Annotated in this window: 19 protein-coding genes; 5 read left to right on the top strand and 14 right to left on the bottom strand. The window is 63.3% G+C overall.

The annotated features are described in order from the left end of the window. Positions 1–4: 4 nt before the first annotated feature. From AC0L2O_RS06660 to AC0L2O_RS06635, 6 genes are read right to left on the bottom strand one after another with little or no spacing between them, the layout of a single operon-like run. Entirely contained in the window at positions 5–817 is an 813-nt protein-coding gene (locus AC0L2O_RS06660) for an HAD family hydrolase (protein ID WP_473369132.1), read from the bottom strand. Then, positions 814–1,371 carry a gluconokinase gene (locus tag AC0L2O_RS06655; protein WP_473369131.1) on the bottom strand — a complete coding sequence of 186 codons (558 nt, stop codon included), beginning with the start codon at positions 1,369–1,371 and terminating at the stop codon, positions 814–816. The genes AC0L2O_RS06660 and AC0L2O_RS06655 overlap by 4 nt, the downstream gene beginning before the upstream one ends. Beyond that, a complete protein-coding gene (pgl, locus tag AC0L2O_RS06650; RefSeq protein ID WP_473369264.1) occupies positions 1,358–2,107 on the bottom strand; it encodes a 6-phosphogluconolactonase in 750 nt (249 codons plus the stop codon). The genes AC0L2O_RS06655 and pgl overlap by 14 nt, the downstream gene beginning before the upstream one ends. Next, positions 2,107–3,618: a glucose-6-phosphate dehydrogenase gene (gene zwf / locus AC0L2O_RS06645; protein WP_473369130.1), complete on the bottom strand. Its 1,512-nt coding sequence runs from the start codon at positions 3,616–3,618 to the stop codon at positions 2,107–2,109. The genes pgl and zwf overlap by 1 nt, the downstream gene beginning before the upstream one ends. Before the next feature lie 27 nt (positions 3,619–3,645). Next, the gene (gnd, locus tag AC0L2O_RS06640; protein WP_473369129.1) at positions 3,646–4,644 is read right to left on the bottom strand and encodes a phosphogluconate dehydrogenase (NAD(+)-dependent, decarboxylating); all 999 of its coding nucleotides are present in this window, start codon (positions 4,642–4,644) and stop codon (positions 3,646–3,648) included. A gap of 13 nt (positions 4,645–4,657) precedes the next feature. Further along, positions 4,658–7,507 carry a bifunctional transaldolase/phosoglucose isomerase gene (locus AC0L2O_RS06635; RefSeq protein ID WP_473369128.1) on the bottom strand — a complete coding sequence of 950 codons (2,850 nt, stop codon included), beginning with the start codon at positions 7,505–7,507 and terminating at the stop codon, positions 4,658–4,660. 303 nt (positions 7,508–7,810) lie between these two features. Here AC0L2O_RS06635 and AC0L2O_RS06630 point away from each other — a divergent pair, with 303 nt between their 5' ends. From AC0L2O_RS06630 to AC0L2O_RS06615, 4 genes are all read left to right on the top strand, one after another. Next, on the top strand, positions 7,811–8,479 hold the full coding sequence (locus AC0L2O_RS06630; protein ID WP_473369263.1) for an STM3941 family protein: 669 nt from the start codon (positions 7,811–7,813) through the stop codon (positions 8,477–8,479). A gap of 300 nt (positions 8,480–8,779) precedes the next feature. Then, positions 8,780–10,723: a PrkA family serine protein kinase gene (locus tag AC0L2O_RS06625; protein WP_369721608.1), complete on the top strand. Its 1,944-nt coding sequence runs from the start codon at positions 8,780–8,782 to the stop codon at positions 10,721–10,723. Positions 10,724–10,742: 19 nt separating this feature from the next. Continuing rightward, positions 10,743–12,017: a YeaH/YhbH family protein gene (locus AC0L2O_RS06620; RefSeq protein WP_473369262.1), complete on the top strand. Its 1,275-nt coding sequence runs from the start codon at positions 10,743–10,745 to the stop codon at positions 12,015–12,017. Then, positions 12,014–13,549: a SpoVR family protein gene (locus AC0L2O_RS06615; protein ID WP_473369127.1), complete on the top strand. Its 1,536-nt coding sequence runs from the start codon at positions 12,014–12,016 to the stop codon at positions 13,547–13,549. Before AC0L2O_RS06620 ends, AC0L2O_RS06615 begins: the two co-directional genes overlap by 4 nt. Positions 13,550–13,767: 218 nt before the next feature. On the opposite strand, the gene AC0L2O_RS06610 is transcribed toward AC0L2O_RS06615, so the two are convergent. The 8 genes from AC0L2O_RS06610 to AC0L2O_RS06575 all read right to left on the bottom strand — a co-directional run bounded on the left by AC0L2O_RS06610 (position 13,768) and on the right by AC0L2O_RS06575 (position 18,088). Further along, positions 13,768–14,211 (bottom strand): DUF1801 domain-containing protein, encoded by a 444-nt coding sequence (locus AC0L2O_RS06610; protein WP_473369126.1) that lies wholly within the window; start codon positions 14,209–14,211, stop codon positions 13,768–13,770. Positions 14,212–14,213: 2 nt separating this feature from the next. Next, complete coding sequence (locus AC0L2O_RS06605; protein ID WP_027570573.1) at positions 14,214–14,432, bottom strand: hypothetical protein; 219 nt, start codon at positions 14,430–14,432, stop codon at positions 14,214–14,216. A gap of 44 nt (positions 14,433–14,476) precedes the next feature. Next, the gene (locus AC0L2O_RS06600) at positions 14,477–14,908 is read right to left on the bottom strand and encodes an SRPBCC family protein (RefSeq protein WP_473369125.1); all 432 of its coding nucleotides are present in this window, start codon (positions 14,906–14,908) and stop codon (positions 14,477–14,479) included. After that, positions 14,905–15,228, bottom strand: a complete 324-nt coding sequence (locus AC0L2O_RS06595; RefSeq protein WP_369721612.1) for an ArsR/SmtB family transcription factor — start codon at positions 15,226–15,228, stop codon at positions 14,905–14,907. Before AC0L2O_RS06595 ends, AC0L2O_RS06600 begins: the two co-directional genes overlap by 4 nt. Positions 15,229–15,500: 272 nt before the next feature. Beyond that, complete coding sequence (locus AC0L2O_RS06590; protein WP_369721613.1) at positions 15,501–15,950, bottom strand: DsrE family protein; 450 nt, start codon at positions 15,948–15,950, stop codon at positions 15,501–15,503. A gap of 94 nt (positions 15,951–16,044) precedes the next feature. Further along, the gene (locus tag AC0L2O_RS06585; RefSeq protein ID WP_473369124.1) at positions 16,045–16,665 is read right to left on the bottom strand and encodes a hypothetical protein; all 621 of its coding nucleotides are present in this window, start codon (positions 16,663–16,665) and stop codon (positions 16,045–16,047) included. A 104-nt stretch (positions 16,666–16,769) separates the two neighbouring features. Then, positions 16,770–17,252, bottom strand: coding sequence for an adenylate/guanylate cyclase domain-containing protein (locus AC0L2O_RS06580; RefSeq protein WP_473369123.1), 483 nt, complete (start codon positions 17,250–17,252; stop codon positions 16,770–16,772). 32 nt (positions 17,253–17,284) lie between these two features. Continuing rightward, positions 17,285–18,088: an alpha/beta fold hydrolase gene (locus AC0L2O_RS06575; RefSeq protein WP_473369122.1), complete on the bottom strand. Its 804-nt coding sequence runs from the start codon at positions 18,086–18,088 to the stop codon at positions 17,285–17,287. A 393-nt stretch (positions 18,089–18,481) separates the two neighbouring features. Between AC0L2O_RS06575 and AC0L2O_RS06570 the strand changes: the two genes are divergently transcribed. Beyond that, positions 18,482–20,035, top strand: coding sequence for an SUMF1/EgtB/PvdO family nonheme iron enzyme (locus AC0L2O_RS06570; protein WP_473369121.1), 1,554 nt, complete (start codon positions 18,482–18,484; stop codon positions 20,033–20,035). Positions 20,036–20,038: the final 3 nt, after the last annotated feature.

The following is a 20,038-nucleotide window of genomic DNA, read 5'->3' as shown; positions in this document are numbered from 1 at the left end:
AAGCTCAACCCACCCCGTTTCGCTTCAGGATCATCTCGATTGCCTCGGCAAAACCGTCCTGTTCATTCGTCGCAGTGACGTTGGTGGCTTGCTCCTTGACGTTGTCGGCGGCATTACCCATCGCGACCGACATGCCGCTGACGCGGAACATGGCGAGGTCATTCTGCATGTCCCCGATGGTGGCGACGGCGTCGGTGGCGATGCCCAGGCGCTTGGCCATTGCTTGGACGAAGGTGCCCTTGTCGAAGCCCGGCGGTGTGATGTCGAGATAGTAGGTCTGCGACCGGACCGCGGTCGCCTGCCTGCCGAGCGCCTCCTGCATGACTTTCTCGCAACGCTCCAGGCCTGGCGCATCCGCACTCGCGCCGACGATCTTGCAGGCCGTCGCGAGGTAGGGCGAAAAATTCGTGACGGTGGTTGGATCGGCCCTTATCGTGTGCTGCTCGTGGGCGACGTAGCTGCCGTTGGGATTGTCGATCAGCCATTGATCGGCGGTAAATACCCAGACATCGGCGCCGTATTCCCTGAGGATCTTCAATGAGCGCTCGGCGGAGGCCTGCGGGATCAGGTGCTGCTCCACCGGGTTCATCTCGGGATCGATGATCGAGGACCCGTTGAACGGGCCGACCGGCAGCCACAGCGCGAGCGGCTCGATCAGGAAACGCATGCCGATGGCGGGGCGACTGGAGGTGATGGTGAAGCCGATGCCGGCCTTGTGCAGCCGCTGGACCGCGCTTTTTGCGCGGTCGGTCAGCGTCTTGTCCTTGGTCAACAGCGTGCCGTCGACGTCGGACACCACGAGTGAGATTTGCGTCATGGCAAGACCTTGGGTTTTGTGGCCTCAGCGGTCGTGCCGGCCAATTTCAACTGTCGCACGATGCCGTCCACGATCGCCTCGACGGATTCGTCGATCGATGCCGTGATGACGTGCTCGCTCGCCTCCGGCGGCTCCAGCGTGTTGAACTGGCTGGTCAGCAGCCCGGGCGGCATGAAATGGCCCTTGCGGTGCGCGAGCCGGTCGGCGATCAGCTCCTGCGTGCCTTTCAGGAAGATGAAGCGGACGTCGTTGCGACCGCGCAGCAGCACGTCGCGATAAGCGTGCTTCAGCGCCGAGCAGGCGATGATGACGTGCTCGCCTTTGTCGCACACCCGCGCGATCTCGTCGGCGATGGCATTGAGCCATGGCCAGCGGTCCTCGTCGGTGAGCGGATGGCCGGCCCTCATCTTCTCGACATTGCTGGCTGGATGAAAGCTGTCGCCGTCCTCGAAGCGCCAACCGAGACGTTTGCCGAGCAATTCTGCAATGGTGCTCTTGCCCGAGCCCGACACGCCCATCACAATCAACGCACAAGGTGCTTTAGCGCCCGCCACGAATTCCCTCCGGAAGCGCGGCCTGGTCGACCAGCCAGACGGTCTCACCATTCGAGCGCGCGCGTACGGCCGGCAGAGTCTCGCCATTGAGGAGGCGCGTCAAGATCGGCTGCTTGTCATGCCCGGCAATCTCGAACAGCATTTCGCGGCAGGACGCCAGCGCGGGCAAGGTGAGCGAGACCCGTGGCACGAAGGGCGCGACATTGGCCTTGGGCACGCCGACGACCCAGCGCTCGGTCTCCTCCACCGCGGGATAGCCCGGGAAAAGTGAAGCGGTGTGGCCGTCGGGACCTACGCCCATCAAAACCATGTCGAACAGCGGCCGCGCCGGATCGAGTTGGTCCGAGCCGTAGAAGGCCTGCAATTCGCGCGCATAGGCCTCGGCGCTGCGATCGGGATTTTCGGCAGTGGTCGGGATCGGGTGGATATGGCTGGAGGGCGCGCTGCGATCGAGAAAGGTCGCGCGCGCGATCGCCATGTTGTTGAGGGGATCGCTCGAAGGCACGAAGCGCTCGTCGCCGATGAACCAGTGCACCCGATCCCATGGGATCTGGCCGCGATACTCATCGCTGCCGAGCAACTGATAGAGCTTCCTGGGGCTGGAGCCACCGGTGAGACAGATCGCGATGCGGCCGGGATTGCCGGAAGTCCGCGCCATCACCCGTGCGGCGGCTGCACAGGCGAGGGCCTCGGCGTCGGCCACGACGATCAGCTTGGGCTGGCCGGTCGTATCCATCACGTGAATTTCCGCCAGCTTCGGCCGTCGCGCCGAAGCAACTCGTCGGCGCAGGTCGGGCCCTCGCTGCCGGCCGGATAGGTCTCGATGCCATTGGTGCCGGCCTGCTTCCAGGCGTCCAGGAACGGCTGCACCGCCTGCCACCCGGCCTCGATGCCGTCGGCGCGCTGGAACAGGATGTTGTCGCCGATCATGCAGTCGTAGATCAGCGTCTCGTAGCCGGTCGACGGATCGGCGCGGAAATAATCGCCGTAGCGGAATTTCATCTCGACGCCGTCGATGGTGATGCTCGGCCCCGGGATCTTGGCGTTGAACTGCAGCTCGATGGTCTCGGTCGGCGCAATGCCGATGGTGAGGAAGTTCTGCGAGAGGCGATCGACCGCCGTGCCCGTGAACATCGACAGCGGCGCCTGCTTGAACTTGATCGCGACCTCCGTGCGCTTGTGAGCCAGCGCCTTGCCGGTGCGCAGATAGAACGGCACGCCGGCCCAGCGCCAATTGTCGATCATCAGTTTGAGCGCGACAAAGGTCTCGGTGGTGCTGCCCGGTTTCACGTCCTCGGTCTTGCGATAGTCCGGGATCTCGTCGTCGCCGATCCGGCCGGCGAGATATTGCGCGCGAACCGAGCTCTTGAGCGCTTCCTCCGCATTCGGCTGTTGGATTGCGGTCAGAACCTCGGCCTTCTCGGAGCGCACCGAATGGGCGTCAAAGCGGGCGGGGGGCTCCATCGCCACCAGCGACATCAGCTGGAACAGATGGTTCGGCACCATGTCGCGCAATGCCCCGGTGGCATCGTAGAAGCCGCCGCGATGGCCGACGCCGAGCTTCTCCTCGACCGTGATCTGGATGTGGTCGATATGGTTGCGATTCCAGATCGGCTCGAACATGCCGTTGGCAAAGCGCAGCACCAGGATGTTCTGCACCGTCTCCTTGCCGAGATAATGATCGATCCGGTAGATCTGGTGCTCGTCCATGATCTTCAAGAGTTCGGCGTTCAGCGCGCGCGCCGAGACAAGATCGGTACCGAACGGCTTTTCGATCACCAGCCGTCGCCAGGCGCCATTCTCCTTCATCATGCCCGTGCGACCGAGCTCGCGCGCCGTCGGCGCGAACGCGACCGGCGGCGTCGCCAGATAGAACAGCCGGTTGCCGCCGGTACCTTCCGCGCATTCGAGCGTATCCAGATGTGCGCGCAGGCGGTCGAAGGACGGCGGATCCTTCGCATCCGCCTCGACGAAGGTCACGCATTGCAGCAGCTGCTTTGCGACGACATCGTCGACCGGGCGGGTGGCGAACTCGCGCAGGCCCTGCATCAGGCTGTCGCGCAGTTCGTCATCGGACTGGCGCTTACGAGCGACGCCGACAACGCAGAACTTCTCCGGCAGCATGTTCTCGGCCGCCAGATTGTAGAGCGAGGGCATCACCAGCCGATGGGTCAGGTCTCCGGTCACGCCAAAGATGACGAAGGCGCAATTTTCCGGCTTGCGCTTGGGCTGCGGGTCTTTTGTCACGAATGTTCGGCCTTCGCTTTGTTGTTTCTACTTTGGCTTCGCGGCGTCCGGCTGCTTCGGCTCCTTGTGGCCGCCAAAACCCGCGCGCATCGCGGAGAGAATTTTTTCGGCGAAGGTGTGTTCCTTGCGGGAACGGAAACGTGCGTAGAGTGCCGCGGTCAGAACTTCGGCCGGCACGGCTTCGTCAATCGCTGCATTCACGGTCCAGCGTCCCTCGCCGGAATCCTCGACAAACCCGGAATATTCCGCCAGCGCCGGGCTGTCGGCGAGCGCGGTCGAGGTGAGATCGAGCAGCCAGGACGGGATCACGCTGCCGCGCCGCCAGACTTCGGCGATGTCGGCGAGGTCGAAATCGTAGCGGTGATCCGCGGGCAAGGCCTCGATGCTGGCGTTCTTGAGGATGTCGAAACCTTCGGCATAGGCCTGCATCAGGCCGTATTCGATGCCGTTGTGGATCATCTTGACGAAATGCCCGGCGCCCACGGGACCTGCATGGATGTAGCCCTGCTCGATCCGGGGATCGCGCCCGTCGCGTCCCTCGGTGCGCGGAATGTCGCCGGCGCCGGGGGCGAGCGCGGCGAAGATCGGATCGAGCCGGTCGACCACCGGCTTCTCGCCGCCGATCATCATGCAATAGCCGCGCTCGAGCCCCCACACGCCGCCGGAGGTGCCGACGTCGACATAGTGGATGCCGCGCTCCTTCAGCGCCTTGCCGCGGCGGACGTCGTCCTGCCAGAAGGTGTTGCCGCCGTCGATGATGACATCGCCGTCCTGCATCACGCCCGCGATGGTGTCGATCGTCGTCTCGGTGATGCGTCCCGCAGGCAGCATCACCCAGGCCGTGCGCGGCCGTTCCAGTTTGGCGATGAACTCTTCCAGCGTCGCCGAGCCCTGCGCGCCCTCTGCCGCTAGGCCGGCAACTGCCTTGGCGTCCTTGTCATAGACCACGGTCGTATGGCCGTGGCGCATCAGCCGGCGAACGATGTTGCCGCCCATCCGGCCGAGGCCGATCATGCCGAGTTGCATTTGAGATATTCCCTTAGTTCAGCGCGTTCGTGAGTGCGGCGTTGAGCGCCGCGAGACCTTTCTTGAGCCCGCCCTTCAGGTGCACCCGAAGCGCGCGCCGGCCGCGCTCGGTGAGCACGTCGAAATCGCCGCGCGCCTGCGCCGCCTTGATCACGCCAAAGCTCGCCTTCTGGCCCGGCACCGGAAGATCCTTGGCATCATCGGCGGTGATCTGGAGGAACACGCCGCTGTCGGGTCCGCCCTTGTAGGCCTGGCCGGTGGAGTGCAGGAATCGCGGGCCGAACTCGGCGCAGGTGGCGACGTGACGCTTCTCGCGCACTTCCAGCCGCATGGTCTGGAGTGCGTCGATGGTGGCCTTGTCGCGCGCGATATAGCCGAGCAGGGCGACATAATCGCCGCTGCTGGAGCGCGAGAGATGCGCCTTCAGCCAGGAGGTGAGATCGCCATTGGCGCCGGCGGCACGCAACGCCGCGGCGTTGGCCTTGTCGGTGTAGAGATCGGCCTCCGCGGTGCTGACCACCGGCTGCTCGTCCGGGAGCGCGCCGGTCTTCTCATACGCGGTCGTCAGTTCGCGGGTCTTGATCTTGGCGGCTTCGACGTCGGGCTGGTCGAACGGGTTGATGCCGAGGATCGAGCCTGCGACAGCCGTTGCCATCTCGAAGCGGAAGAACTCCTGGCCGAGATGGTCGATCGACTTCATCACGATGCGCACGACGGGATGGCCGGCTGCCTCGATGGCGGCGAGCGCCGAGTCATGGGCGGCGTCCGCCTCGCCCTCGGTGCGGATGTCGATGAAGAAGCGGTCGTTGCCGTAGAGCGAGGGGGCGCCCAGCGGCTCGCCGGCAATCGGAATCAGGCCCTTGCCCTCCTTGCCGGTCGATTCCGCGATGAGCTGCTCGGCCCATGCGCCGAAATCGGCGATCTTCTTCGACGACAGGATCGTCACCTTGTCGCGGCCCTCAAGGCCGGCGAGCCCCATGGCAAGCCCGAGCTGCACGCCCGGATTTTCCGACGGCGGCACGTCCGGCCCGCAGGAGCGGGCCATCGAGAGCGCGTGCCTGATCAGGGTCTTGACGTCGATGCCGGCCGTTGCCGCCGGCACCAGGCCGAACGGCGACAGCACCGAATAGCGTCCGCCGATCGAGGGCTTGCCGTGGAAGATGCGGGCATAGTTCAGCTTCTTCGCGGCTTTCTCCAGCGACGAGCCGGGATCGGTCACCGCGATGAAGCGATAGCCGGTCTCGACCTTCGGGCCGACCGCCTGCGCGACGCGCTCATGGAAATAATCCTTCATGGCGTTCGGCTCGGTGGTGCCGCCGGACTTGCTGGAGACGATAAATACGGTGTTGGCGATGTCGATCTTGGCCTCCATCGCCCGTACCTGCGCCGGATCGGTGGAATCCAGCACGTGCAGCTTCGGGAAGCCGGACTTGCGCGCGAAGGTCTCGGCCAGCACCTCGGGTCCGAGGCTCGATCCGCCCATCCCGAGCACGACCGCGTCGGAGAATTTCTGGCCCTTCACGCGGTTGGCGTAATCTTCGTAATCGGCGAGGTCGGCCTTGGCCGCGCTGTCGAGCCAGCCCAGCCATTTGTCCTCGTCCGTCCCGGTCCAGACCGACTTGTCGCGTTGCCACAGCCGGCGGATTTTCGCCGACGCGCGCCATTCCTCGGTGCTCTTGGCCACAGCTTTGCCGAGCCCGTCGCCGAGCGAGAGCTGCTGGCGGTCGATCGCGGGCCCCAGCACGGTGGCGCGCTTGTGGGCGACCGCGCCGTAGAGCTTGTCGGCGGCATCGGCGAACTGCTTGACGCCGTCCTTGACGAGCTCCTCGGTGATCGCGTCGAGCGAGACGCCGGAACGCTCCAGCTCGTCCAGCACGCGGCGGGCGTCGTCGACGTTCTCCTCCAGACTGTCGCGCGGCTTGCCGTGGTCGCGGAACGCGTCCAGCGTCGCCGGTGGCATCGTGTTGATGGTGTCGGGGCCGATCAATTCCTCGACATAGAGGACGTCGCTGTAATCCTTGTTCTTGGTGCCGGTCGAGGCCCACAGCATGCGCTGCGGCTTGGCGCCTTTGGCCGCGAGCTTGTCCCAGCGCGGGCCCGAGAACAGGCGCTTGTAGTCCTGATAGGCGACCTTGGCATTGGCGATCGCAACCTTGCCTTTGAGCGCAGCAAGGCGGTCCTTTTCGCTCGGATCGTTGGCGCGCGCGATCTTCTCGTCGAGCTGCTTGTCCACCACGGAGTCGATGCGGCTGACGAAGAAGCTCGCCACGCTCGCGACATGCGAGGGATCGCCGCCACCGGCGACATGTTTTTCCAGCCCGGCGAGATAGGCTTCGGCGACCTCGAGATAGACCGCCTTCGAGAACAGCAGCGTGATGTTGATGCTGATGCCGTCGCCGATCAGCGTTTCGATCGCCGGCAGGCCCTCCGGCGTCGCCGGCACCTTCACCATCAGGTTCTTGCGGTTGACGTCCTTCCAGAGCCGGCGCGCCTCCGCGATCGAGCCGGCGGTGTCCATCGCCAGATAGGGCGAGACCTCCAGGCTGACATAGCCGTCGCCTCCCCTGAGTCTGTCATAGACCGGGCGGAGCACGTCGGCGGCGTGCTGGATGTCCTCGACGGCGACGGCTTCGAACAGGTCGGCGACGGTGCGGTCGCCGCGCTTCAGCGCCTTGCCGATCGGGGCGTCGTATTCGTCCGAGTTGCCGATCGCCTTCTCGAAAATCGACGGGTTCGAGGTGACGCCCTTGACGCCGTCGGTGTCGATCAGCCGCTTCAAATCGCCCTTGGCGATGAAGCCGCGGGCCAGGAAGTCCAGCCAGACGGCTTGTCCGTGCTTTTCCAGTTCTTTGACGGGATTCATGAGGTTTATTTATCTCCAAGCCTGCGGGCGAGGGGTTTCCGCGCCGGTCCTGACGCGCTATCCTGTAGCTTACATGCTCCCGGGAGGGAACCAATCAAGGGCATTGGCGTCATAGTCTCAGTCTAACTCCGTCGCGATCATGACGATCCAGGCGGCGGCGGTGGATTGGCATTATTAAACTTATTGTCCATGACGGTTCGGCCCAGGTGCTGTTGCATAGTCTTGCGTCGTTTTAGCTGTCGCGTCGCGGAGTGTCGCCAGGGGAGTCCGGTCCCGCTTGAGGCAACATTGGCTCGGTCGCGAATGGCCATGCTGGGGGAAAGCATGCACGCAATTCCTGATGGTGCGGCGCTCGCCGTCGCCGACAATTCGCATTCGGCCGCTGCGGCGATGGGCATCGATGCATTTCACGATCTCGAAATCGGTCAATGCGCCACGCGCCTGCGGCTGCTGGTCGCGGCCAGCTTTGCGATGACGCTGCTCTGCGCAAGCCTTGTCTTGAATTCAAGCCTCGCCCTGGATTGGTGGGGAGGCATCGGCGACTACGACAGGGCGATCGGCTATGCCGGCGTCGCGGTGTTGGGTCCGATCACCTGCTGGCTGATCTGGATGCTGCCGGCCGAGCGGGGACCGGTCGTGATCGTCACCTCCGACGGCATCCGTGATCTCCGGATCGGTAATGAATTTCTGCTGTGGGATTCAATTGCGGATGTTTCGGCTGAGGAATGCCGCGGCCACAAGGCGATTGTGCTGACGCCGACGCCGGCCTTACAGCGGCAGCTCCGCTGGATCCGCGCCGCCTCGCGCAGGACGCAGGCAGACCGCATCGTCATTCGCTCAGAGGGGCTGGCGACGGATTTCGACACTTTGCTGCGCGCCTGCCGCGACTGTCATGCTGCCAGTGATCCACGCACCGCATTGCGGCGAGACCGCGATCACGGCGTGCAAAGCCTGGCCGCACAAACGTCATAAAGCTGCCGCCGGTCGGCTTCTATGCTGCGCTGCCGGATGGGCCTGTACCCGGTAACGCCCGGATGTTGCGGCGAGGCGACATTTGCTGGAAATTAGCAATTGCGGATATAGATTCGCATAAATAACAGGCAGGTGCCTGTTCGTAACTCACCCGATGCCTACGTTGTGCGTTGCGTGGTGAAGGCCTGCGGGTGTCGAATGATCGTCATGTGCTCACGCTGATTCGAGAGTGGCGCTAGGGAACGGTCCGGTCGCTGCTTTAGTTTCAGTTGTGTAGCGGAACTCACGCGGAGAGGGATCATGTACAACGATTCTCTATTCAACGCTTTCGCAAAGTCGTTCGAGGCGAGAAGCCAGCACGACATGTCGATGGCGGAATACCTGGAATCGTGTCGAAGCGATCCCATGAAATACGCGAACGCGGCCGAACGACTACTAGCGGCGATAGGTGAGCCCCAGACGATTGACACGGCCAAGGACCCACGCCTTGGCCGTATCTTTTTGAATCGCACCATCCGCACCTATCCGGCCTTCGCCGGCTTCTACGGCATGGAAGAAACCATCGAGCGCATCGTCGGTTTCTTCCGACACGCCGCACAGGGGCTCGAAGAGCGCAAGCAGATCCTCTATCTGCTCGGCCCGGTCGGCGGCGGCAAATCCTCGCTCGCCGAGCGGCTGAAATCGCTGATGGAAGTGCATCCGATCTACGTGCTCAAAGCCGGTGACGAACTCAGCCCGGTGTTCGAAAGCCCGCTCAGCCTGTTCGATCCCGAGCAGCTCGGCCCGATGCTGGAAGAGAAATACGGCATTCCGCGCCGTCGTCTCACCGGCCTGATGAGTCCGTGGTGCTACAAGCGCCTCGAGGCTTTCGGCGGCGACATTTCCCAGTTTCGTGTCGCAAAGATCCAGCCGTCGCGGCTGCGTCAGATCGCCATCGCCAAGACCGAGCCTGGTGACGAGAACAACCAGGACATCTCCTCGCTGGTCGGCAAGGTCGACATCCGCAAGCTCGAGACCTACGCCCAGAACGATCCCGACGCCTACAGCTATTCCGGCGGCCTCAATCGCGCCAACCAGGGCGTGCTCGAGTTCGTCGAGATGTTCAAGGCGCCGATCAAGATGCTGCACCCGCTGCTCACCGCAACGCAGGAAGGCAACTATATCGGCACCGAGAATATCGGCGCGATCCCGTTCACCGGCGTCATCCTCGCCCACTCCAACGAGGCGGAGTGGTCGAGCTTCAAGGCCAACAAGAACAACGAGGCCTTCATCGACCGCATCTGCGTGATCAAGGTGCCGTACTGCCTGCGGGTCACGGAGGAGCAGAAGATCTACGAGAAGCTGATCCAGGGCTCCGAGCTCGCGGCCGCGCCGTGCGCGCCCTCGACGCTGGAGACGCTGGCGCGGTTCTCGGTGATGTCGCGCCTGCGCAAGCACGAGAACTCCACCGTGTTCGCCAAGATGCGGGTTTACGACGGCGAGAGCCTGAAGGAATCCGATCCGAAGGCGCGCAGCGTGCAGGAATACCGCGACGCCGCCGGCGTCGACGAGGGCATGGACGGCGTGTCCACCCGCTTTGCCTTCAAGATCCTGGCTGCGACCTTCAACCACGATCCGCAGGAAGTCGCCGCCGATGCCGTGCACCTGATGTACGCGCTGGAGCAGTCGATCAAGCGCGAGCAGCTGCCCGAGGAAGTCGAGAAGCGCTACCTCGAATTCATCAAGGCGGACCTCGCGCCGCGCTATGCCGAGTTCATCGGCAACGAGATCCAGAAGGCTTATCTCGAATCCTACTCGGACTACGGCCAGAACCTGTTCGACCGTTACGTCGACTACGCCGATGCCTGGATCGAGGACCAGGACTTCAAGGATGCCGACACCGGCCAGCTGCTTGATCGCGAGCTTTTGAACCAGGAGCTGACCAAGATCGAGAAGCCGGCGGGCATCGCCAACCCGAAGGATTTCCGCAACGAGGTGGTCAAATTCTCGTTACGGTCGCGCGCCCAGAACGGCGGCAAGAATCCGACCTGGATCTCCTACGAGAAGATTCGCGATGTGATCGAAAAGCGGATATTCTCCCAGGTCGAGGACCTGCTTCCGGTCATCTCGTTCGGGTCGAAGAAGGACGGCGAGACGGAGAAGAAGCACGGCGAGTTTGTCGCACGCATGGTGGAGCGCGGCTACACCGAGCGTCAGGTTCGCCGGCTGGTCGAATGGTACATGCGCGTGAAGCAAGCCGGTTGAGGCGGATGAGAAAGTGGCCATTCACATCATTGACAGGCGCCTGAATCCAGGCGGCAAGAGTCTTGAGAACCGCCAGCGGTTCTTGCGTCGGGCCAAGTCCCTGGTGCAGGGCGCCGTCAAGAAGACCTCGCAGGAACGCGACATCAAGGACGTCCTGGAGGGTGGTGAGGTCACGATCCCGCTGGACGGCATGCACGAGCCGCGGTTCCGCCGTGAAGGCGGGACGCGCGACATGGTGCTGCCCGGCAACAAGAAGTTTATCGAGGGCGACTACCTGCAGCGCTCCGGCCAGGGCAGCGCCAAGGATTCCGGTCCCGGCGAAGGCGACAGCGAGGACGCCTTCCGCTTCGTGCTGAGCCGCGACGAATTCGTCGATCTCTTCCTCGACGATCTCGAGTTGCCGGATCTCGCCAAGCGCAAGATCGCGCAGACCGAGAGCGAGGGTCTGCAGCGCGCCGGCTACACCACCTCCGGCTCGCCCGCCAACATCTCGGTCAGCCGGACGGTCCGGCTCGCGCTGGCGCGCCGCATCGCGCTCAAGCGTCCCCGCAAGGATGAGATCGAAGACCTGGAGGCCGCCATCGCGGCCTGTACGGACGAGGACGAGCGCATTGAGCTGCTCGCCCAGCTCGAAAAGCTGAAGGCCAAGACCAAGCGCATTCCCTTCATCGATCCGCTCGACATCCGCTATCGCCGCTTCGAGACGGTCCCCAAGCCGGTCGCGCAGGCCGTGATGTTCTGCCTGATGGACGTCTCCGGCTCGATGTCCGAGCACATGAAGGATTTGGCAAAGCGCTTCTACATGCTGCTCTACGTGTTCCTGAAGCGGCGCTACAAGCACGTCGAGATCGTCTTCATCCGTCACACCGATCGCGCCGAGGAGGTCGACGAGCAGACCTTCTTCTATGGTCCGGCCTCGGGCGGCACGCTGGTCTCCAGCGCGCTGCAGGCGATGCACGAGATCGTGCGCGAGCGCTTCAATCCGTCGGACTGGAACATCTATGCGGCCCAGGCCTCCGACGGCGACAATTCCTATTCCGATGGCGAGCTCGCGGGCATGCTGCTGACCGACAAGATCCTGCCGGTCTGCCAGTTCTTTGCCTATCTCGAGGTCGGCGAGGCCGGCGGCAGCGCGTTCGATCTTTCCGACTCCTCGCTCTGGACCCTCTACGAACGCCTGCGCAACAGCGGCGCACCGCTCTCGATGCGCAAGGTCAGTGAGCGCAGCGAGATCTTTCCGGTGTTCCACGACCTGTTCCAGCGCCGCGAAACCCAGGAGAAAGCCGCTCCATGACGGAACGCTTGTTCGAAGGCGCGGATTGGGATTTTCACACCTTGCAGCGCATCACCGATGCCTGCGAGGAGGTGGCGACCAACGATCTCGGCCTCGACGTCTATCCGAACCAGATCGAGGTCATCACCGCCGAGCAGATGCTGGACGCCTATTCGTCGGTCGGCATGCCGCTGTTCTACAAGCACTGGTCCTTCGGCAAGCACTTTGCCTATCATGAGGCGTCCTACCGCAAGGGCCTGATGGGCCTCGCCTATGAGATCGTGATCAACTCCTCGCCCTGCATCTCCTATTTGATGGAGGAGAACACGGCGACGATGCAGACGCTGGTGATCGCGCACGCCGCCTTCGGCCACAATCATTTCTTCAAGAACAATTATCTGTTCAAGCAGTGGACCGACGCCGACGGCATCCTCGACTATCTCGACTTCGCCAAGAACTACGTGATGAGCTGCGAGGAGCGCTACGGCCGCGTCGAGGTCGAGCGTACGCTCGATGCCGCGCATGCGCTGATGTCGCACGGCATCGACCGCTATCCCGGCAAGAAGAAGCTGGATTTACGCGAGGAAGAGAAGCGGGCCGGCCGCCGTCGCCAGCACGAAGAGGAGGTCTTCAACGATCTCTGGCGCACCGTGCCAAAGGGTGCCTCGAAGACCCGGACCGCAATCTCCCTTGAGCGCCGCCGCAAGCTGCTCGGCCTGCCGCAGGAAAACCTGCTCTATTTCCTGGAGAAAAGCGCGCCCAGGCTCGCACCGTGGCAGCGCGAATTGCTGCGCATCGTCCGCCACATCGCGCAATATTTCTATCCGCAGAGCCAGACCAAGGTGATGAATGAGGGGACGGCGACCTACGTCCACTATCGCATCATGAGCAAGCTGCATCAGCAGGGCCGCATCACCGACGGCAACTTCCTCGAATTCCTGCAATCGCACACCAATGTGGTGTTCCAGCCCGAATTCGACGACCAGCGCTTTTCCGGCTTCAACCCCTATGCGCTCGGCTTTGCCATGATGCAGGACATCGAGCGCATCGTCACCAATCCTGCCGATGAGGATCGTGAATGGTTCCCGGATATCGCCGGGAAGAACGACGTGATGGGCGTGCTGCGCGACGTCTGGGCCAACTATCGCGACGAAAGCTTCATCGCGCAGTTCCTGAGCCCGAAGCTGATGCGGCACTTCCGCATGTTCCATCTGCACGACGATCCCGAGGAGCGCGCCGGCATCCGGGTCGATGCCATTCACGACGACCGCGGTTTTCGCCGCGTCCGGCGCGAATTGGCGCGACAGCATGACGTCGGCTACATCGATGCCAACATCGAGGTGGTCGATGTCGACCTCTCCGGCGACCGCCGGCTGATCCTGCACCACCGCGTCATCAAGGGCTCGCAGCTCAACGAGACCGACGCCAAGCGGGTGCTGCAGCATCTCGCCGATCTCTGGACCTACGACGTCGCGCTGATCGAGGTCGACGCCAACGACAAGGTGCTGCGCGAATACGTCGTGAGCCCGCGCCCGATCACCGCGGCGGCGTAACGCCGCTGATCATGCGGAGCGATACGGCGAGATGCGTGTCGATGTGCCCTCGCCCCTTGTGGGAGAGGGCAGCGACGCCGGTAGACGCAAGCTCACTGGGGTGAGGGGTATCTCTCCGCACTTTCATGTGTTGATAGAGACCCCTCATCCGGCGCTTCGCGCCACCTTCTCCCACAAGGGGAGAAGGGAAGGCGTTCGTGCTGCACCACAGAGCTGGTCTATGCGGAACGTTTGGTCGCCTTCTTCTTCGCCTTTGACGTATTCAACTCCACGGCCGCATGGATCAGCGCTTTCAGCGCCTTCTCGTTGATCTTCGCGCCCTCCTGAAAATCGATCGCGCGCCGCACATTTCCCTCGAGGCTGGAATTGAACAGGCCGGCGGGATCTTGCAGCGCCGCGCCCTTGGCAAACGTCAACTTCACGACGGACTTGTAGGTCTCGCCGGTGCAGATGATGCCGTCGTGCTCCCAGACGGGAACGCCGCGCCACTTCCATTCCTCGACCACATCTGGGTCGGCCTCCCTGATCAGGCCGCGGATCCGCGCGAGCATCTCGCCGCGCCAGTCGCCGAGCTCCTTGATTCGGCCATCGATCAGTTTTGAGGGCGAAGGCCCATCCGTCTTCGTCGTGCTGCTGCTTTTCGCGGTCACGGCCTTCTTCATGTTCACGCCTCTTGTCGGGCGCCGCGGCGGCGGCCGAGATATGGCAGCGCGAACATGTAGAGCCCGGTCGCAAGCAATGGGATCAATGGGACGAAGGCGAGCAAGCCGATCCACGTCGCCTGGACTTGCAGCGTCAGGGCGACGATGTTGGCGATGACGGCAAGCGTGAAAGCGATCGACAGCCAACGATGGATCTGCCGAATCCACATATTTCCAGTCAATGAAACCTCCTCTTGAGATGATCGAATGAAGGCAGGTGGTCGATCTACTCTGCCCTTGCCAGCAACTCGTCGAGCTTTGCGAAGAACTGCTTCCAGCCGGCATGCGCGCCGCCATAGGCCTGCTTCTGGCTCGGACGGAAGCCCGCCTGCTCGACACGCAGATGCGTGCCTGCGTCGGTCGGCGTCAGCGTGAACGTCACCACGCTCTTGAGATCGTACGCCGCATCCTCATGCGTGAAATTCCAGGTGTAGGCGAGGGATCGCTGCGGCTCGATGGCCAGGACCTCGCAGTCCAGCACGCCGCCCCACTCGCCGCGAAGATTGAAGCGGTGGCCGACGCTGGGCTTAAAGTCGTTCTTCATCAGCCATTCCTCGATCAGATGCGGTTGGGTCAGCGCGCGCCAGAGCCGCTCCGCCGGAAAAGCGAATTCGCGCTCGATGACCACGGAACGGGTTTCGGTCGCAGCATCTCTCATTGGTCCATCCTCTTCAGGAGATCGTCGAGCGCATCGAGCCGGTTCTGCCAGAACCCGGCCATCTGGCTGGTCCAGTCGACCAGCGGATCGAGCGCACCGGGTTGTGCGCTGTAATGCGTTTGCCGTCCCTCGTGGCGATCGCGCACGAGGCCAGCCTGTTTCAGCGCGCCGAGATGTTTCGAGACCGCGGGCTGGGAGACGCCGGATCGCGCCGTTAGTGCCCCGACCGTCTGCTCGCCTTCGCGGCAAAGCCGCTCGAAGATCGCCCGCCGGGTCGGGTCGGCGAGCGTCCTGAACAGAAGGTCGGGTGCGGCGGACATGCGGTATCCATAACCGGTTAGTTATGGATTATTCATAACCATGGAGTTATAGATGTGTCAAGCACGGTGCGGATATGTCGGGAAGTGGGCCCCACGGACTCCCGAACCTCTCCCGCTTGCGGGAGAGGTCGACGCGTCCGGGCGATGCGAAGCATCGTCCCGCGCGTCGGGTGAGGGTTCTATCCTCTTGGGGGTTCTCGATTGCGGAGACACCCTCGCCCCGACCCTGCCCCGCAAGCGGGGGAGGGAGCACACCGAACTTCACGCCGCCCCTACGGCCGCAAATAAAGATAGCCCTGCGACTGAAGCTCGGCCAGGCGGACCACGCCGCCTTTTTCCGCGCTGACGAAGCCGGGCAGCAGATCCGTTAGCGTGATGTTCTGCGCCTTCATCGTGTTGCCGCAGGCGGCGAGCTCGACGCCGTCCTTGGAGAAATCGCCGATCCGCTTGCTGATGTCGGGATTGGCCTGCGCCCAATGAAACGCCTTCAGCGCCGGCCCGTGGATCACCAGCGCGATGGTGACATGGTCGGGACCGCCGACGCCGTCGATGTGGTTCTGGATGTTGCCGAGCACGAAATTGACCTTCTCGGCGTCGCTGAGATGATAAACGACCTTGAGCTTGTCCGACGGCGCAGCCTCGGTCGCGGCCTGCGCACGCGATGCGGCAAAGGCCGTGCCCAGGGCCGAGATGATGCTCCACAAGATGTTCCGGCGATTCATGGCGATCTCCCTGCATGATCCGGAACAGCGCGAAGCGGTTTTCCGGAAAGCTCATGCCTCAACGACAACTGAGCCTGACTCCGCCGGACACATATCATTTGTGGCGCAGCGCGGCGAGTTCCTTGCGGTCGGTCACCAGCGCGGCGCACTCGCTGGCGTCGGTGCGGTCGAGGCGGAAGATCCCGTCGTCGGCGCCTGCGACCAAAGATCGTTCGGCATCTTCATCCGGCTTGTTGTGCTGCCAGACCCTGACCCGTTCGAGCCGCACGATGGCCGACTTGTCGTCCTTCGACAGCGCCACGTCGATACCGCCGCCCTCGCAATCGACACCGCAGCCCAGGCGTACCTCGTTGCCTTCCATGGTGAACACCGTGTGGTGACAGGAACCGCTGGAGTCGAAATCGCCCGAACGGTGGCGATATCTGAAGCCGAGCCGGAACGAATTGTGGAGCTGCTTGTCTTCGCCGTCGACTTCCGCCGAGACCAGCAGCTTCATGGAGGCCGCCTTCTGCTTCGGATGTTTCGCCAGATGCTCGGCATCGTAGCGGCGCACGAAGCACGCATAGGCCTTGTCGCCGGGCGTGCCTGCATAGATCCGCGCGTTGAAGCTCTCGGCCTCGGCCTTGCTGGCCTCGCGGACATGATCGGCCTCCTCGGCGCGGGCGACGCCGATGAACGCGGCAAAGGCAAGCGGAGGGACGAGCGCAAGCTTCATGTTCGCACCGTGAACAGCAATTGGGCCTGCCACGTTGGACGGCGCAGGCCGGTCTGCCGTTAGTCGCAGGCGAGGTGCGCTGCGTTCAAGTTCACGCGTGCAGGTCAGGCCAAACCCTCGGCGGCAAAGATTTGCCATTCGCCGGGAATGCCCTTCAGCGCGGTCGTGCCGCGGCTTGCGAAGCGCAGGCCTGAGCCGGCGACGAGATCCTTCACCGTCCCAGAAACCAATACCTCGCCTGCGCCAGCCAGCGCTGCGACACGTGCTCCGATGTGGACGGCGATGCCGCCGACGTCGTCGTCGATCATCTCGCATTCGCCGGTGTGCAGGCCCGCACGGATCTCGATGCCGAGCAACTTGATCTCATCCGAGATCGCGCAAGCGCAGCGGACGCCACGCGCTGGTCCGTCGAATGTCGCCAGAAATCCGTCGCCCGTGGTCTTGACCTCACGGCCCCTGAAGCGCGCGATGTTGCGGCGGATCACGGCGTGATGCTCATCCAGGAATGCGCGCCAGCGGCGATCGCCCAGCGACGCAGCCTTTTCGGTCGAGCCGACGATGTCGGTGAACAGCACCGTGGCAAGCACGCGATCAACCGCTGGAGAGCCACGTGTCCCCGTCAGAAATTCCTCGATCGCGTCGGAAATGTCGTCGGCATTCTCACCGACATAGAACAGGTGGTCGGTGCCGGGAAACTCGGCCAGGCGCGCTCCGGGAATCTTCGCGGCGACATCGCGGCCGCCTTCGACGCGCACGACCTGATCGTCAGTCCGGTGGATGACGAGCGCAGGAACGCGAACCGCCGGCAATACGCCGCCAATTCGATCTGGCTGTTCATGCGCATCAGGGCCATCACTGCGGAGGGACTCGCACCCAGCCGCTCGTTTCGTCCCCACCAGCGCTGAAACGCGGCGTCATTCGCCCGCGACGGCGCAAATCTCTGGATACTGCCGCCCGTGCCCCAAGCCTTCTCGACATAACCGAAGAACGTCTCTAGCGCCTTCTCGGTGGGAAACCAGTAGGAAAAGCGTGAAAAGCTTCCGTAGAGCACGATCGCCCGGCATCGATGCGGATAAGTGGCCGCATACATGATCGAAAGCGGCGCTCCTTCCGAGATGCCGAGCAGGGCCGCCTGCTCCATGCCGGCCGCGTCCATCACCGCACGCAGATCGTCCATACGCACGTCGAGTCCCGGAAGCTCTGCGACACGATCGGAGCCGCCGGTACCGCGTTTGTCGAAGGTGACGACCCGGGCGTAGCTCGCGAGGCGCGTCAGGAACCGAGCGAAGTCGGGTTGCTCCCAATAGTTCTCGACATTGGATACGAAGCCGGGCACCAGAACCAGGTTGATCGGACCGTCACCGAAGGCATGGTAGGCGATATGGACGTCTCCACTCCTCGCGTATTGCGTAGCGGGCTGCATACATCGTCCTTTCCTGCCGGAAGACCATAGCAAACAAGCGTTACGGGCGGATAGCCGCCACTTCGCCAAAAAGGCGAAGGCGCGCTCGTACGATGAGCGCCTCTAAATCGCGCGCAAATTGGCGATCGCCGCCTGGCTTGAACTTGTCCAGCACCGCCGAACCCGGGCAGAGCGCGACGGCTCCCACCGAGCTGTCTGGATACTCCGCGCGGTGCCTTAGTCGCAGTTGCACCGGGAAGGTTCAGGCCAATGTCGCGCCCAGCTTCTGGAACTCGATATCGACGATTGCTTCGATATTGTCCGAGTTCGTCAATGTGATACCCTTCACAGACGAAGGTTTCTCCAAGTCGTAGGCTGGGGCGGCGTCTGGTAAGCTTGTGGAGTCCCGCCGCCATGGGCGAAATTCGCAACTTCAGATCCGGAAATCAGGATGGTCCGCCTCCACACGGTCCAATACCGCGTCGCCTCGCGGCTATCATCGTCGGTGACATCGCTTCCTACAGCCGCCTGATGCAGGCGGACGAGGAGGGCACGCATGTCCGCGTCAAGCGGATCGAGCGGGATCTCATTCAGCCCAGCATCGTCGAGCACCATGGATCGCTGGTGAAGACGACGGGCGATGGCTTCATCGCGATTTTCGATAGTCCTGTCGAGGCCGTCCGGTGCAGCATTGTGATCCAGCAGAATCTCGTAGGCCGCAACGCCTCGCTTCCAAAGGATTCCCGGATCGAATATCGGATCGGCGTCAATCTCGGCGACGTCATCGTGGAGCCGGACGATGTCTACGGTGACGGCGTCAACATCGCCACGCGTATCGAGGGGATTGCCGAGCCCGGCCAAGTCTATATCTCAGGCGCGATCTACGAACAGATCAAGCACAAGGTGGTGTGCGGCTACGAGTCGCTTGGTGACCGCAGGGTCAAGAACATCACCGATCCCGTGCGCATCTATCGCGTGCTGCCGGACGCAGACGCCGTGCGAAGAACGCGCGGCCGGCGCGAGAATACGCTGCTGTTCCTTCTGGCCCTGACACTGATTGTGATCGCGACCGACGTGCTGTGGTATCTGCTCATGCAGCCGTACGGTCGCCCCGGCGAACAGGCGGGGGCTCCCCTGTTGCCGGCTCCGGCAGCATCGCCGACGTCGCAATCCGTTCAAGCCGAACCCGGTTCGTCGACGCAGGCGCCGCGGACAGCACCCGCGGCTTCTCCCTCGCCGACAGCAGCGGCGGCAAGCGCGCCCTCGCCGGCCCCGTCGCAATCCACGGTATCGATCGTGGAACCGGACATGGTTGCGATCCGCGGGGGCAGTTTCGCAATGGGCAGCAACGATGATCCGACGGAAAGGCCCGTCCATCAGGTCGCGATCAAGCCGTTCGCGATCGGAAAATATCCCGTGACCGTTCGTGAATGGAACGAATGCGCGGCAGCGAAGGCATGCGGTTTTACAGCGACCGGGAAGGACGATGTCCCTATCACGAATGTGAGCTGGGCCGACGCACAGCAATATGCGGGCTGGCTCGCGCAGGCGACGAAGAAGTCGTACCGGCTTCCAAGCGAAGCCGAATGGGAATATGCGGCGCGGGGCGGAACGCAGAGCAAATATTGGTGGGGAGACAAGCTCCAGCCGGGCATGGCCGAGTGCAAAGATTGCGGTGACGTCGGAGCCGAGCAGCCGGCGAAGGTCGGAAGCTTCAAGCCGAATCCATTCGGACTCTATGACATGGGCGGCGGCGTTGACCAATGGGTCGAAGACTGCTGGCACAGGACCTATCAGGGCGCGCCCAATGACGGTTCGGCATGGAGCGGTGGAGACTGCAACTCGCACGTCCTGCGCTCGGGCTCCTGGAAGAACGACTCGAGATACGTACGGCCGTCCAACCGCGACGGTTACGACACCAATGTTCGCTATCCCACCCATGGATTCCGCGTCGCGCTCAGCCCCTAACTG

The organism is Bradyrhizobium sp. Kon10, from assembly GCF_055807395.1.
This window is presented reverse-complemented; position numbering and strand designations above follow the sequence as displayed.

Excerpts from the sequence above, each read along its gene's own strand:
- AC0L2O_RS06660 (WP_473369132.1), bottom strand. The coding sequence starts at position 817 with ATGACGCAAATCTCACTCGTGGTGTCCGACGTCGACGGCACGCTGTTG.
- pgl (WP_473369264.1), bottom strand. The coding sequence starts at position 2,107 with ATGGATACGACCGGCCAGCCCAAGCTGATCGTCGTGGCCGACGCCGAG.
- gnd (WP_473369129.1), bottom strand. The coding sequence starts at position 4,644 with ATGCAACTCGGCATGATCGGCCTCGGCCGGATGGGCGGCAACATCGTT.
- AC0L2O_RS06635 (WP_473369128.1), bottom strand. The coding sequence starts at position 7,507 with ATGAATCCCGTCAAAGAACTGGAAAAGCACGGACAAGCCGTCTGGCTG.
- AC0L2O_RS06630 (WP_473369263.1), top strand. The coding sequence starts at position 7,811 with ATGGCCATGCTGGGGGAAAGCATGCACGCAATTCCTGATGGTGCGGCG.
- AC0L2O_RS06625 (WP_369721608.1), top strand. The coding sequence starts at position 8,780 with ATGTACAACGATTCTCTATTCAACGCTTTCGCAAAGTCGTTCGAGGCG.
- AC0L2O_RS06615 (WP_473369127.1), top strand. The coding sequence starts at position 12,014 with ATGACGGAACGCTTGTTCGAAGGCGCGGATTGGGATTTTCACACCTTG.
- AC0L2O_RS06610 (WP_473369126.1), bottom strand. The coding sequence starts at position 14,211 with ATGAAGAAGGCCGTGACCGCGAAAAGCAGCAGCACGACGAAGACGGAT.
- AC0L2O_RS06600 (WP_473369125.1), bottom strand. The coding sequence starts at position 14,908 with ATGAGAGATGCTGCGACCGAAACCCGTTCCGTGGTCATCGAGCGCGAA.
- AC0L2O_RS06595 (WP_369721612.1), bottom strand. The coding sequence starts at position 15,228 with ATGTCCGCCGCACCCGACCTTCTGTTCAGGACGCTCGCCGACCCGACC.
- AC0L2O_RS06590 (WP_369721613.1), bottom strand. The coding sequence starts at position 15,950 with ATGAATCGCCGGAACATCTTGTGGAGCATCATCTCGGCCCTGGGCACG.
- AC0L2O_RS06585 (WP_473369124.1), bottom strand. The coding sequence starts at position 16,665 with ATGAAGCTTGCGCTCGTCCCTCCGCTTGCCTTTGCCGCGTTCATCGGC.
- AC0L2O_RS06575 (WP_473369122.1), bottom strand. The coding sequence starts at position 18,088 with ATGCAGCCCGCTACGCAATACGCGAGGAGTGGAGACGTCCATATCGCC.
- AC0L2O_RS06570 (WP_473369121.1), top strand. The coding sequence starts at position 18,482 with ATGGGCGAAATTCGCAACTTCAGATCCGGAAATCAGGATGGTCCGCCT.